Source organism: Nocardia ninae NBRC 108245, assembly GCF_007990755.1.
Lineage (GTDB): Bacteria > Actinomycetota > Actinomycetes > Mycobacteriales > Mycobacteriaceae > Nocardia > Nocardia ninae.
Map to the genome: position 1 here is coordinate 34325 of NZ_BJXA01000036.1, position 14217 is coordinate 48541.

The window sequence follows — 14217 nt, forward strand, 5'->3', positions numbered from 1 at the left end:
GACGGTTCATGGTCAGCTGGCCGTAGATGGTTGTCTAGTGGTGGTTTCCCCCTCAGGACCGTAGGTCTTGCGGCTGTGGTGAGCAGCGGTTGTGGCCACGACAGTGGCCAAGTGGTCGCGGCCGGGTGGAACCAGCCGGATGGTGATTCGGCCGTCGGGGGTGGTGTTGATGTCGTTGGCGAGCCAGGTCAACAGTTGGTTGTCTATGTCTTGGGGAAGCAGGTTCTCGGTGCCGCGGTCGTCGTAGAGCAAGACCTCCACTCCGCGTTCTCGGGCTGCGTCAGCGGCGGCGTCAAAGTCTCGGCTGGTGAGGTTCGCACCGCGTAGGCTGCTGCGGAGTCGTTGTTCGGCCACCGAGCAGGCGTGCTGCTCTCGCGCTGATAGTGGTGGGGGTCGACTGATTCGCGTGAGCTGCGGGCACACAGTCTCTTGTAGTCGATGTAATTGCGTTTGGCTGACTTCGGCGGCGGTGTGTGCGGCGGCGGCGACCTTCCGCATGTGGATTGCTCGGTCACGTGCGCGGTGGATCTCTGTCAGCGTGGGCCGGAAAGTCACGCTGAAATAGGTGGCGGCCAGCAGGGGTGCGAAGTCAGCGATGCGTCCGATGACGGCGATTGGAGCGCTGATCTGGTGTTGTACTGCCCAAACCGCGCAACAGGCAACGATTGCCCCCTGCGCGGCCCATGCTGTTACGAGCCGGCCGCGCATCATGACGAAGGTGTATATCGCCGCTGTCGCTGATCCTGGCCACAACTGCTCCATGCTGTCGAAATTGTTCGGGCCCAACAAAACAATTATCGCCCCGACCGGTCCAGAGGCGGCTATCACGAGCGTGGCCGGCCACGGTAGCGGGTCCCCCGATACTCCGAGGACGATGATGATCGCTGCGGCGTTGAGGGCGAGCGCGAGGATGGTCGGCGCCCAAGGCGAGCCGTGATTGGACATGCTGGCCAGCGCGACGATCGCACTGAAATAGAGCCCGCCGACAATCCACGCGGCGGGGGTCCGCAAGCCGAAAAAGGCCCCAGCGTCGGGTAATTCGACTTTCGATGGTGTGGGTTCGGTCCAGCTCAACTGGACCCGCACTCCCGCTCCGGGGCTGGTATCGACTGCCGAGCGGCCGCCCGGGACGTGATCGAGAGCGTGGATGGTGCCAGCGACACCGTGGCGGTCCGGCGCCACGGCGGTGGGGTCGAAACCGGGGCCGTCGTCGGTGACGGTCGCAGTAATTCTATTGTCGGTCAACCGTATTATGATGTCGCATTGCGCACCCGGGGCGTGGTGGCGGCTGTTACGGACAGCTTCGCCGAGTGCAGCCGTGAATGTCGTGAGAACGTCATAGTCGTACACGGCATTCGGAGTGCTGGTGTCATTCACACAGACTGGTTGGCTTTCGGGGATTCCGTCATGCAGCAGCCTCAGGGTTGCAGCCGCATCCAGCTTGGTCCCAGCGGGATTCACGCCAAGGGCGGCGATCTTACGAAGCGCGGTGAGAGCCTGCGCGCGCAACGCAGGCAGGTCGGGATGGCGGGCAGCGGTCAGCAGCGTGGACAGCACCCAGTCGTGCACGACACCGGTATAACGACGGTGGCGCTCGGCGCGCGCCTGCGCGGCACCGGCGATAGCGGCCTGCTGCTCCGCGACTGCCCGGGTGTCATCGAGTTCGCGTGCTGCCGCCAGACCCACGACCAACGCGGCGACGAACACCAATGAGAAGCCGAACGAGTACACCCACTCGGGCAAAAAGGCGAAATTTGCGTCCGGAGAACGGTTTTGGTTGATCAGCTGAGAGGCGGTCACTGCGATCACCAGATGGGCGATCGCGATGCGCGCTGACCACGCCAGGACTGCGGCCATCGCAGCCAACCCCGGAAAGAACGACAGCCACACCGAGTGCGGCAACGCCGACCCGGTCCACGCGGGCCACCACAGCAACGTGGCCAGCAAATATGCCACTGCTACTGTCGCCGCGGCCGCGCGCACCGCGGCGAGCGAGCCGCGCCACGACATCCACGCCAGCACCCCGGCGGGGCCGAACGTCAGCACCAGAGCCGTCGGCGGCCACCACGGTTGCATATACGCGGCTTCGGTGTGAACGCGCGCGGCGAGCAACAATAGATATCCCGAGTAGCCGCCGGCGATCATACGAGCCGACCACCGCGTGAACCGGTGTCGGGTCTGTGCGGCAGTCGCGAGAGGTGCGGCCCCAGTGCTGATCAGCGTCGTCGCCACCATGCTCGAGGTGTGTAGCCGTCATCGATGGCTGCCTGTCGCAGTTCGGATTTAGTGTTCGCTGGACGCTGAACGGCAGCGTATTTCTCACGGATCCGCGACAAATAAAGCTTGACCGTGTTGGGGGTGATTCCCATCAGCGCGGCCACTCCGCGCGCGGACTCTCCCGAGGCATACAGGGCTAGTGTTTCCTCTTCACGCGGAGCGAGGCCGGCGCGATTCGGATCGGCGTCGATGGCGGCGGCCCAGTCAATCGAACCCACGGTGTCACCTGCGGCGACCGCGCGGATCGCCGCACGGATGGCCTCGGACGTCTCGGATTTGCGGATCACAGCGAGCACTCCGGCGCGGGCCGCGTCACGGACGAGGTCAGGCCGGTCACCCGAGGTGAGCACGAGTACGCGATGCACCCCGACCGCAGCCAATCGCATCACATTTTCACGCGGGCTGGATTCATCGGGTAGCAGCAAGTCCAAAATCACCAAATCCAACACGGGCATGCGGGTGATCAACGCCTCGACCGTGGCCGCACTGGCGACGACCTCGAGATCGGGTTCGTCGGCGAGATTGCGGTGCAACCCGTCGACGAACACCTCATGGTCCTCGACCACTCCGATCCGGATCATGCTCGCCCCGAAACCTCTTGGCTTGTCAGTAGAGGTGTCCATCATCGCAACCTCAGCGCTGGCGCGCTGTCACGCCGCGAATCTCCCACTATGACACTCAAAACTGAATCTGTCGCCGGAACAACGTTGCTGGCTACCGTCGTACGTACACAGCCCTTAGCAGAACCAGAAATGTTGCAGGAGTTAGCCATGCCCGCTCGCCGCAGTTTTGCCGCTTGCCGGGTTGGATCCGACGAACCACCCCAAACTGCGCCACTCTTGCGGCGCTCTCGAGGTCGCTCCCACCCGGGATAGACCCGTATAGGCCTTAGTTCTCACTGCGGCCCCGTGCAGCGTCCGGCTTTTCGCCGCGCAGACATTCAACTTTGAACCGATAGGCGCGTACCTCGCGCGCACAGCAATCCCACTCCACTTCCCCCGGCGCGGCCAGACTCTGGCCGAGCTTACGAAAGGTGACCACTATGTTCCAATGCGGGGCGCGCGCCCTCATCGTGTCTCTGATGGTGATCCTCGGCGCTGCCGAGACGACCGCCTGTGAAACGAACGAGACCACTATTGAGGTCGGCTGCGACCTCACCGGTCCGCTGATCAAGCTGATCGCGCTGACGCTCAAGATGCATCCCACAACATCGTTGGGCTCACTCGCCCTCGACGCCGCGAGCATCCCCGTCTCGGCCGCCTGTAAGCGCTGGATGGGCTCGAAGACCGAACCCACCACCGCCGAAGAGTTCCTCAGCCACACCGAGGAGCTTGCCCCCATTTTCCGACTTCCGGTCGGCGTCGGAGTCTGCGGCTCGGGCAGCAGCGAGTTCGCCTCCGTAGCGGCAGTATTCGGCACCACCAGCTGCCCGTTCAGCCTCAACGTCCAGAGCGCGTTCCTGCTTTCCAGCCGCGACACCCCGCTGACCGTGCAGGCATGGAGCCCAGTCACCAACCACACATACACGATGACGTGTACCGGCCAATACCCCGTCGTGTGCCGCGGAGGCGACAACGCGGGTATCTACATCTACTGACACTCCGACAACGTCAATCCGGACCCGCCGCCGGCGACAAGCTCAACCGGGATTTCACCGCCACCGCACCGAAACCGGGTGTGGGGTAGCCGATTTCACCTACCTCTTGACCTGGACCGGATGGGCCTATGTGGGTTGGTGTGCGACGCCGACCCCCGTGCCATCGTCCGCTGGACCACAGTCGCCACGAAAACGACCACGCTGGTGTCGAAGGCACTCAACATGGCCGTGTGGCGGTGTGGTCATTGCGGACATCCGATCGAGCTCGACCTGATTCATCACAGCGACACCGGGTCCAATCACACAGCGCTCCAGGAGGGGCACGGTGCTCAGGCGGCGAGCGTCGCCGCGAGTTGATGGAAGCCGCGTCGATCGCGGCACTCAAAGCGGCAGGGAGTGTCGCTCCTGGCGGATAGGGTCAGGCTCGCGGCTTTGGACAATGTCCTATCGGTGCCGCAGCTTTCGAGGGGCGGGCGTTCAGCGTGCCGGACTACCAACGCGGCTACGCCTGGGATTCGCAGCAGCGAACGGAGTTCCTAGAAGACCTCGAAATCCTTGGACCCAACCGTGAGCACTTCACCGGCTTGGTGGTACTGCACGATCAGGGTGACAAGCTCGATTCTGAAGGTAAGAGCTACCGCGTCTATGACGTAGTGGACGGGCAACAACGGCTGACCACCATCGTGCTGCTTCTCGACGCAGTGCGGCGAGCTGGACAGACCCATGCCTCCAAGCTGCGGCGCTGCAATCAACCAGCTTCGTGACGTTGTCAGGGAGTGCTGACAGGCCAATAGCTCTTCGATTGGAAGTACTGTGTTGCCGCGGGTGAAGCGTTGTAGTCCAGCAGGTTTCCGACTTTCTTCATCAACGTTTGACGTACTTCGTCAGGGGTCGCGAAGAAGAACTCGCGCCGGAGGTTCGCGTGGTTGAGCCGACGTGAACCGAACTCCTTGTGCAGCTCGTTTTCCAGCGAAACCGCGTCGTCGGAGAAGTACACGGCGTGTACATCGAAGGGGAATGGCACGGAGGCGCCGCCTAGTTCGCGAACTCTGTCCAGTGGTTCGAGTCGGCGCGTCAGTCCGATCTTGATCACGTTCGGGCCGAATGCGCCGATGTTGGAGATCACATAGACGTAGCCGGCACGAATGTTCGCGGCACGAAAGTCGTTGTGCGCGATTGCCTCGCCGATTCGGCTCAGCTGAGCCTCGATCTCCACGGTGTCCTGCCCCGAGGCTGTGAGCCGCGCGAGCACCGCCCGATAGTGTGCCTTTTCCTTGTCGAGTCGTTCCCGCTCTGCGGCGAGCTCTTGTTCGACCTTGCGTTGTTCGCGCAGTCGTTCTCGTTCTTCCCGCGCCGCTTCTCGCTCGTCCTGCACCTTCATCATGTAGTCGGCGGTGAGTTCGAGCTCCTGGATCCGCAGTCTGTGATAGTCGGGCGCTACGACCATCTGCATCGCCGCGCCTAGCTTCTCAATATCCTTGGCGGCCTTGTCGAGTCGCCGTTTGGCGGTGTCCAGGTTTCCGGCGCGGATGGTCCGAACGCAGTTCTCCGCTTCGGAGTTGTACGCCCGCAGCATGAGCTTGGACAGGTCGACGGTCAAACGCCGGCCTTCGGCAAGGGAGTTGTTGAAACTGAACTTCTTCGCCACAACGATGGCTTCGCTCGTCCTGACAGCATCACGCACGGCGCCCCGCAGCTGCATCAAAGCCAGTTTGTAGCATTCGGCATTCTCCAAGGGATGGTGATATTCATAGATCCCCACCTCCTGAAGGACCAAAGCGTCGTCTACCGTGATTACCCGAGGATCTGTCTGCGGCTGCGGGACTACTGGAGTTGTGGTGGTTAGGAGCTGTTCGCTCAGTTCTCGCACTCGATCTTGCAGATCGGCAGATTCTCGCTCCTTCACGACGAGCATCTTCCGCAACCCAACGATGACAGACTGCGGGTCGTTCATCCACGCACCCCTTGAGTCGCCAGGGGCGCCAACCCATATGAGTTCTTTGAGACCGCAGAGGCCAAGTGGGCCAAAGTCGACGCAGGCTCCACTCGGGCAAGCTGGATTGCGAGGAACTCAGCCCGGTCGGTGGCCAGCTGGATGAGGTCTATGCGAGTGTCATGCCCGGTCGCGCTGTGAACGGCGTCGACTGCGACCGTGAGCGCGATGCTGTCGATAATTTCTTCCCGATCGGCTTCGAACACTTCGTGCGCCGTCCGCAAGGCGGTCTGCGCGATCGCAGACGCGTAACGCCGTTTCACTTCGGCGACCGGGAGGCTAGTCGAGGTGATCTCGTCGTTGGCCTTGTTGTAGCGGAAGGCTTTCGTCGTCGGCAACGTCTCGGGATCCGGAGCCAGAACGGTGATGTGGAGTTCACGATCGGCGGCGTTGAAAGCGTGCTCGTAGGCCACTTGGAAGGTTTCTGGATAGATCGAGTTGGCCAGCACGACACCGACGTACTCATCCATCGCGTCGGGTTGGCGCTCTAGAAGTCCTGCGATCAGTTTGTCCAAGCTCGCGTTCGAGTCCGCGGCTCCTTGCTGGAGCTCAGCATTCTCTCGCTGGTGACGTCTTCGAGCGTCCTCCAACTCCGCAGCACGTCTCCGCTCTTGCCGGCGCCAGCCGGCACGGAGCTCAGCGTTCAATTCGCATACATGAACCATGCTTTGCTCCCACTGGTGCACCAAGTGGAGGTATTCCTGTCGCGTCGCCGCCAACCGTGCGGCGTGCTTGCGATTTCCGCTCAACGCTCCGCTGAGACCCGTCGGCATTGCGGGCGGCACGAAAACTGGGCGGGTAGCTGAAAGGTGGTAGCGCGGCGGCGGAGTGGGTGGGAGCAAGTCTGGACGATCGAACGGAAGGTTCTCGGCCTGCTTGCGTAACGACTCCAGATCGACCCAGTCATCGACATCCAGGGTTGCTTTGAGAAGGTTGTCGATCGCGTCATAGGTCATCGTCAGCTGGGCGTTCTTCTCCATGACCTCCGCTTCGCGAGCAGCTGTGTGCGCGGCTGTGGCAGCCTTGTCGGCCGCGGCCCGGTCGGCCGCCGACGCACGCATCGCCGCTGTCGCGAAGCGTTGTTGCTCCCTCGCGAACCGTTGTGCCTCGCGGACGGCCATGTTGTGCTCACGTGCCGACGCCCGCTGCTGCTGTGCCTGTCGTTGCTGCGCTAACCGCTGTTGATGCTGTAGCTCAGCGAAGAAACCCCTATGCCGCGTCACGTCGGTCCCGCCCTCTCTGATGGCTTGGAGACACTAGGCGGATAAAAGAACGCCTGCCCCTTTGTCGTCACCACGCTCGGCCTGTTACAGCCATCACATGGAGTAGCCGCACGGCGGCATCCCCTGGCCCATCATGCGCAGGAGGCCACGATTCGAGCAGGCTCCGCTCCTAGAGTTCGTTGACCGGGTGCGTCCAGCCACGCGGCACCAACAGTTCCAGCTGAATGATGGTGGCACCTTGTGCGGCGCACCATCATTCAGCGAAGTCCACCAGCGCCCGGCCGAGGCCGCTGCCTCGCTGTTCGGGCGCGCACACCAGCATGCCGAATTCGCCTATACCGTCGCTGAATTGCTGCACCCCGCACAGCCCCGGCGATCCGATCATTCGCACCGCGAGCCACGATGATTTCACTTGCTCGGATCAGCGATGCCAGCTCGGAACTTGTTGTGCGACTGTAACCGTCGCGCCAGATCCCATGTTCGGCCACCGCGTACACACGGTTGACCAGTCCGGTCAGCTCCGCCACCAGCGCGACGTCGCCGCCGCCGCCACGGGGAGCACCTCGATGGACACCATCGGTCCCTCCGTCGACCCCAAGACTGTAGTCGAGGGACGGGATCAGGCGACCGTACTATCGCCATTGGATCGGCGCGGACCATCGCCAATTGAAGAACTCGAGGGAGAAGGTGCCTGACTTCGGGGCGGTGGGGCAGGTGACGGTGAAACTGCCGGAACGAGGGATGGTCGCCTTTGTCTCGCCCAGGTAGTTCTCGCCCCACTTGTGGGTAGCGTCCGTCGCGTTCCAGCAGCGGATGGCCCGATCACCGGCGCCGCCTGCTTCGGTGACGGTGACCGTGACGCTGCGGGGTCCAGCTTGGGTGATGGTCACGGATTCCGCTGGTTTGGCGGGGGGCGCCGGAGCGGGGGCAGGGGCTGGAGCGGGGGCAGGGGCGGCTGCGCTCGGCACGCCCGCCGGTTTGATGAGCCGAGCCGCCTGTACCGCCGTCCAAGTGGCGAAGTCGCGCTCGCCCTCGAACCCGTGGCCGAGGTAGAGACCGTGCATCCACACATTGAGCAACGGCTTGAACTTGCCGTCCTGGCCACCCAAGTCGGCGCCATCGCACACCGGATCGCCGTACACACACACCGAAACGACCGGATCGTTGTTCACGAAGTGCGCGCGTTGACCGAGCCCACCGCCGATCTTCCAGTGGTCTTGGTCCTGGGTCAGTTTGCCATCGGTGTAGACCGCTTCAGTAGTGCGCGGCGATGGGCCGTTATAGGCGGGGTCGGCGAGTAGCACAACCGCGCCGATGCGGGAGCGATCGACCGGACCATTGCCGTGGAATACCGATTGCGCGAGATCGCCCATGATGTGGGCGCCCTGCGAATATCCGACGAGCACGAACTCGGCCGTCGCACATTTGGCCGCTTGCTCTTTCAGCATTTTGTAGGCAGCCGAATAGCCGGCGTCCTTGCTCCACTTGTACAGCGACAAGTCATAGACCACCCGAGCGTCGATCGCATGATCCGGCCGCGCTCCGACGGCCGGATAGTCGATCGCATAGTCCTTGATCTCCACCTTCTGGCGCAAGGCCGCGACGACGGCGGCGACATGCTCACCGAAACGAATTTTCTGGTCGGATTTATCGGCACCGTCCTTGGGGTGCGAGAGTCCTTGGAAGGTACCGGGCGCGCCGAGCACAATGGTGGGACACGTTGCGGCAGAAGCAGTCCCGCTGCCCTCGAGCCCGACAGCTGCCGTCGCCAGTAGGAGGGAGCAGACCCCGGTTCGAGCAATCCACGTTGCTATCCGGGCTACGGGCCAAAGTGACGACCGCATGGGTTTTCCTCGATCCGCTATGCATTCTTCGATGCGTATTCATGGTCGCAGCGATTTCCGTCAGCAGGTATCGGCTTTTCGCCCGACACTCGCTGGTCATGTGGGCGGCAAGCGTCGTACTGACGTACCTTGCCACCCACATGGTTGGCTCACCCACTAAGCCCGACGCCGTACCAGGACGTGATCGGGTGGGGTGTCTGTCGCGTTCGTCGCTGCTCGAATCAGATTGATCCGAATGAACCGCTCGGTGGGCGCTGGGGCGCTGGATTCGGCTGTGCCGGAGCGGGATTGGCCGGTGCGGGATTGGCGGGTCCCTGATGCGGTTTCGCGCCCTCGAGCTCGGCGCCGACGACCGTGACCGAAAGGTCGCCCTGGGAGAACGCGCGGCAACCCCAGGTCACGTGATAGAAACCGGCCGGAACGTCGGTGTAGGTGACAGTTGCCGAGGCGCGTGGTGGCACGCGCAGCGTGATGGTGTCGAAGTACACCGGCCCGTCGGCGTGTGCCGCGCAGGTGGTGGCCTCGATGTCGTTGTTCTGGAAGGTGAACGTCAGTGCGTTGGTACCAGGTGTCGCGGTCAGTGGCACCACCGCCGCGGCAGTTCCTGCCCCGAACAGCACCATCGCCGATGTGGCGATGCCTACGACAATTGATCCGGCATACGCTCTCATTTGCTGCATCTTCATCCGATCGGAGAAATCGATCATTCGATATCGTCACAGCTCGGTCAATGTTGGGCTGCAATCGGATTCGACGGTACGCGACTCGAATACAGCGGGGTGTCGGTCGTTCACCCGACATCACGACCTTCGCCGCCTGGCAGATCCATGGTCGAAAACCGTTGGTGTCGTGCGAACAATGGATACCGGGCGATAGCCGGCCGCTCCTACACTTCGGTACACCTTGTGCACATCGTTCGTCTGTGCAGGGCACCGGCAATGACGAATGCGATGGGTGGACCGGATGATTCGCGGCAATACCGGAGAGGTTCGACGGGGTTTCCCGGAGCCGCCTCCGCCGACGGTCGCGCGCTTTTCCAGAGCGACGCTGGTTTTCCTGGTCGCGTCGGCGCTCATGCTGACCTGCAGTGTGGTGGTCGTCTTCTTTACTCGGCATACGACCGATTCCGGCGATCCGTCAGCAGGACAACTGCGCGGTACCTACCCGACCGTACCGGCGCAAGGGTGGACGGTCGACGCCGATGACGTCGTGACCGGCGGAAAGTTCGTCCGACCCGACCCGACCTCCTATCAGTACCTCCAGCCCGGTTTCATCGACCTGGGCGACACCCTGATCAGCACCGTCATTCTGCCGCGTACCGATATGACGCCGGTGCTGGTGGCGATCGACTCCCGAACCGGCGCCCTCCGATGGCAGACGCCGATCGATAGTTACCCGAGCCGTCCGTCGTGCGCGACCCAAACGATCGGCGGCCTGCTGCCCTGTATCGGCGGCGAGTCCGTTCAATTCTTCCGCATGTCCGACGGCCGGCTGGACCACACGCTGGCGGCCGGTGACGTCTCTCGCGTCGAGGTGATCGACGGCGATATCGTCACCGCCGGGTATCGCGAAATGTCCCGTGGGACAACGGAGGATCTGACTGCCCGCTGGCACAAAACCTACACGATCGATCCCCTCTGCCCCGGTTCTGGTGATTCGCAACAATTCGGGGTCTCCCGCCGCTTCGTCTATTTCGGCAGTGATGCCGGTGCGGTCGTCGCCGACGCGACCGATGGACGGCGGGTGATCGACAGCGAATTGCAAGGCGTCGCAATCTATCCCGGTTTCGGACTCATCGGCCGCCGCTGCACCCGCAGCACCATGGAATCCGTCGTGGTCGACGAAACCGGTCGGCAACTGCGTACCCACGACGGAAGGTCCTGGCCGGCCGCGCCGTGGCTAGTGCGACCAGACGAGGACGACACCTACATCGTCGGACGCACCGCATACGACTTCGCTACCGGCGCAGGGCAATGGACCGCGTCCGGCCGCGAAATCAACCACATCGTCGGCGATATCGCGATCAGCAACAGCCTGGATGCGATCACCGGCTACGATCGGCGCACCGGCGCCACATTGTGGACCAGCGCTGCATCCGGAATCATTGTGGCTTCCGATGGCGAGCGAATCCTGTTGGCGGACCAGAACATTCTCACCGCCGTCGACTTGCGCACCGGCCGGTCGGCGTGGGTGCTGCACAATCCGGCGTCGAGCCACGTCGAGCCTGCCGGTCAAGGCTTCGCCGTTGCTACCGTGGACCGGATCAGCCACTACCCGCCGACCGGCGGACTCGCAGAGGCGCCGGGAACTGCTGGGACGCAACAGAAGTCGGGACTCGATGCGGCTGCGGGGAGCAGGCAGGTGACCAAATGCGGGAGCGTCCCCACTATACGGCCGGTCGAATACCGCACCGACAGTGGCGGACTCATCGTCAAGGCGGAGATCAAGGCGACCTGCCCCGGTGGCGATATCGTCTCCTCTGACCGGATGCGCATTACCGTGACCGCCAGCGGACAGACGGTCGCCTCGGGATATTTCGACTTCGCCGATACGCCGATGTATTTGCCGCGGACCGACACCGCGAGCGGCGGTGTCACGATAACGCGGGAATTCAAGTATCCCGTCGGCAGCTTCTGGCGGTTACCGAATTCGCTCGGCCCGTCATCGGGAACTTCGAGTGCCACCTCCACGGTGACCGCGGCCAGTGACCAACTGGTCGAATGTGAGGAACAAAGCCAAGGTCACGGTCCCGGCAGCGCCGAGATACCAGCCACGTCGACTGTGGTCAGCCCACTCGCCGCCACCGCTGCCGCTCCCCCGTCGCGTATCGATACCGAAGCCGCGAGCCTGGACGCCCTGCGCGCACAGGCCGATGCCGACCGCCCGTTCGTCGCAGCACGTCTCGCCGATCGATGGGTCGCGCAGCTCTCCGCGAAACGTCCCGGGCTCGTCGCGCCCGATGTGGACGGACGAATGGTGCAGTGGAACGCCACCGAAATTCTGAACCAGCATTTGCGATTGCGTCTGATGTATCCCGATGTGCGGCTGGTGTGGAGCGACGAGTGGCGCACCTTCGACCTCGACGGTTGGTGGGTGACGATCGCTGGTGTCACCTTCGCCGATCCCGACGCCGCGAACGGCTGGTGCGACGGCCACGGGATCGCCGTGGACGAATGCTTCGCCAAGCTGGTCAGCGATACCCGCGGCCCGTCCGGCACCACCGCATACCGCCGATAACAGGCACTGGAGGAATACCGTGCACCCATCCGAACCCGCCGGGCCCCCGTCCAGTGGCGCAACCGCGATTCTGGCGGCAATCCTGGCACTGCTCGGCGGTCTCGTCTCGCTGCTAGGTCTCGTCGCATTCCTTGCGCTGGCCGCGCAGATCGGCATGGAAAACGCGCTGCGGATGTCGAGTTTATTCGGCCCGCAGTGGTGGCGGGAACTAGTCGTCGGCGGTCAGATCAGCAACGCTGTCACCGCTTGGCTGCTTCTCGGTGGCGCGGTCCAACTGCTGCGGCACAAAATGTCCGGCCGCACCATGATCATCTGGGGTTGTCTCGTCGTCATTGCCGGGTACATCGTCGGATGGATCGCCGCGCAATCGGCTAGCAGCGAGTTGCGCGGCGCGCTCGACGATATGACCCAGGGCACGGATTCGAGCGAACTCGACTCGGCATTCCGCAACGCCACGCTGATCGCCGGCGGGCTTTCCCTTGTCCTGCTGGCGTTTCCGGTACTGACCTTGTTGCTCGCGGCCGCGCAGTCGACGCGCAAGTGGTGCCTGGCCGGCCCTTATCGACCAGTATCGCCGGCCACCGGGCAGCACAGTGTCGTCTCGCCACCACGTGCACCCGCCATCCCTTACCGACCGGTCCCGCCTCGTGTCGCGCTGCGTCCGGTCCCACGGGTCAACCTGCGCAAAGCCCCGACGATCACACCGCGCACACCTTTGACAACCTTGCTCGCCGACATCCCCCTTGCCGATCGCGTGCGCGACGGCGCCGCACTGACACTGCTCATCGGCGCATTGTTTCTCCGATGGAACCGCGACGTCGCACTGTCCACCGGTGATGGCTCGGCCTACCTGCTCACGCTGATCGTGCTCTCGACCGGCCTCGCGATCGGTGCGGTGGCACTGCCGTATCTGTCCAGGGTCGGCGCGCTCGGTGCCGTCGGCGACATCGCACCGATGCGTACCCTTCGAATACTCGCGATCACACCGTATCTGGCTCTCCTCGTGCTGCTTTCGATCACCGATCTGATTGCCGCCGGACGCTTCCTCGTTGATTCCGCACCGCAGAATCCCGGCGTCGGACCGGCCGTCTGGTGGGGAGCGGCGGCGACAATTCTCGCTCTGCAACCACGAGCCGCCATCCCTGGGAGCAGTTCGACGCGAACGTGGTTGGTTGTGTTGCGACCCGCGATGTGGGTTGCGGCAGCGTTGAGCTTGTTCTCCGGTCTGCTGGCGCTCGCCGCTCTCGCGGTCGATACCGGGGCGCAGGGTATCTCGGAGCCAACTGTGCAGGCTGTGGCGTTCGCGTTGACGACGATGCTCGCGGTCACCGTGGCTGCCCTCGCCGGTACTGGGTTGCGGGTGGACTTCGGGGCATGGCGGCTCACCGTCGCGGCCTATGGTTCGACGGTTCTCGTTGCGGGACTTCTGCTCTCGCATTCAGAGCGTGGTGGGGTCGAACGATTCGGCAGCGGTTGGTATTTCGCGCTCGCGGCGTGGTGTGTCGCGGCAGCCGTCGCGTTCGCGGCGGGTGGCTCGCCGTTCGATTCGGATGACGGTACGCACGCCGGTTACACCTGGCTCGTGGCAGGACGCAATACGCTCGGGATAGTCGGAATCTGGACGATGGTCGACGGTTTCGCAACGGTGATCCTGTTCTCGTTCGGATCGACCGACGTTGTCACCGCCGTCGTCGTCGCGGTCACAGCCGCGATTTCCGGTGCGGCGGCACTTATAGGCGCACAAGCGATTCGAGTGCGGCGGCAACCCGGTGTCGATCCGCGGCCGTCACGCGAAGTCGTACTCTGCTGGTGCGCCGCCGCAGTCATCGGCACCGCAATCCGACTGATCGGACAGTCACTGGCGGGCGGCGTACCGGTCACCACACCGGATCTGATGATCGCAGGCTTACCGATCACCGTCGCCGTCGCGGTCCTAGTAGCCGGCCCAGTCCGGGACCTATACGCCGGAATCCCTTTGTTCGCAGGTGCCCTGGCGATACCGGGGACCACGAGAGCACCCGGCGCGAACCTGCGGTGAGGTTGCGG

At 63.6% G+C, this 14217-nt stretch carries 11 protein-coding genes; 4 read left to right on the forward strand and 7 right to left on the reverse strand.

The window, feature by feature from the left end:
- Positions 1–12: 12 nt before the first annotated feature.
- Together NN4_RS24270 and NN4_RS24275 are read right to left on the reverse strand one after the other, a co-directional pair.
- Complete coding sequence (locus NN4_RS24270) at positions 13–2235, reverse strand: sensor histidine kinase (protein WP_147135668.1); 2223 nt, start codon at positions 2233–2235, stop codon at positions 13–15.
- The gene (locus NN4_RS24275; RefSeq protein ID WP_246181057.1) at positions 2217–2903 is read right to left on the reverse strand and encodes a response regulator transcription factor; all 687 of its coding nucleotides are present in this window, start codon (positions 2901–2903) and stop codon (positions 2217–2219) included. The genes NN4_RS24270 and NN4_RS24275 overlap by 19 nt, the downstream gene beginning before the upstream one ends.
- 407 nt (positions 2904–3310) lie before the next feature.
- Between NN4_RS24275 and NN4_RS24280 the strand changes: the two genes are divergently transcribed.
- Complete coding sequence (locus tag NN4_RS24280) at positions 3311–3874, forward strand: hypothetical protein (protein ID WP_147135671.1); 564 nt, start codon at positions 3311–3313, stop codon at positions 3872–3874.
- A gap of 482 nt (positions 3875–4356) precedes the next feature.
- Positions 4357–4638, forward strand: a complete 282-nt coding sequence (locus tag NN4_RS24285) for a DUF262 domain-containing protein (protein WP_186818606.1) — start codon at positions 4357–4359, stop codon at positions 4636–4638.
- Positions 4639–4643: 5 nt separating this feature from the next.
- On the opposite strand, the gene NN4_RS24290 is transcribed toward NN4_RS24285, so the two are convergent.
- From NN4_RS24290 to NN4_RS24310, 5 genes are all read right to left on the reverse strand, one after another.
- Positions 4644–5828, reverse strand: coding sequence for an SNIPE associated domain-containing protein (locus NN4_RS24290; RefSeq protein WP_147135676.1), 1185 nt, complete (start codon positions 5826–5828; stop codon positions 4644–4646).
- Entirely contained in the window at positions 5825–6988 is a 1164-nt protein-coding gene (locus NN4_RS46250; protein WP_147135679.1) for a hypothetical protein, read from the reverse strand. Before NN4_RS46250 ends, NN4_RS24290 begins: the two co-directional genes overlap by 4 nt.
- 355 nt (positions 6989–7343) lie before the next feature.
- Positions 7344–7481 (reverse strand): GNAT family N-acetyltransferase, encoded by a 138-nt coding sequence (locus tag NN4_RS24300; RefSeq protein WP_147135682.1) that lies wholly within the window; start codon positions 7479–7481, stop codon positions 7344–7346.
- 241 nt (positions 7482–7722) lie between these two features.
- Positions 7723–8934 carry a cutinase family protein gene (locus NN4_RS24305; protein WP_147135684.1) on the reverse strand — a complete coding sequence of 404 codons (1212 nt, stop codon included), beginning with the start codon at positions 8932–8934 and terminating at the stop codon, positions 7723–7725.
- A 221-nt stretch (positions 8935–9155) separates the two neighbouring features.
- Entirely contained in the window at positions 9156–9605 is a 450-nt protein-coding gene (locus NN4_RS24310) for a hypothetical protein (protein WP_147135687.1), read from the reverse strand.
- Between the two features lie 403 nt (positions 9606–10008).
- Between NN4_RS24310 and NN4_RS24315 the strand changes: the two genes are divergently transcribed.
- The gene (locus NN4_RS24315; protein WP_186818607.1) at positions 10009–12171 is read left to right on the forward strand and encodes an outer membrane protein assembly factor BamB family protein; all 2163 of its coding nucleotides are present in this window, start codon (positions 10009–10011) and stop codon (positions 12169–12171) included.
- 19 nt (positions 12172–12190) lie between these two features.
- Entirely contained in the window at positions 12191–14209 is a 2019-nt protein-coding gene (locus NN4_RS24320; protein WP_147135693.1) for a DUF7937 domain-containing protein, read from the forward strand.
- The last annotated feature ends 8 nt before the right edge of the window (positions 14210–14217 follow it).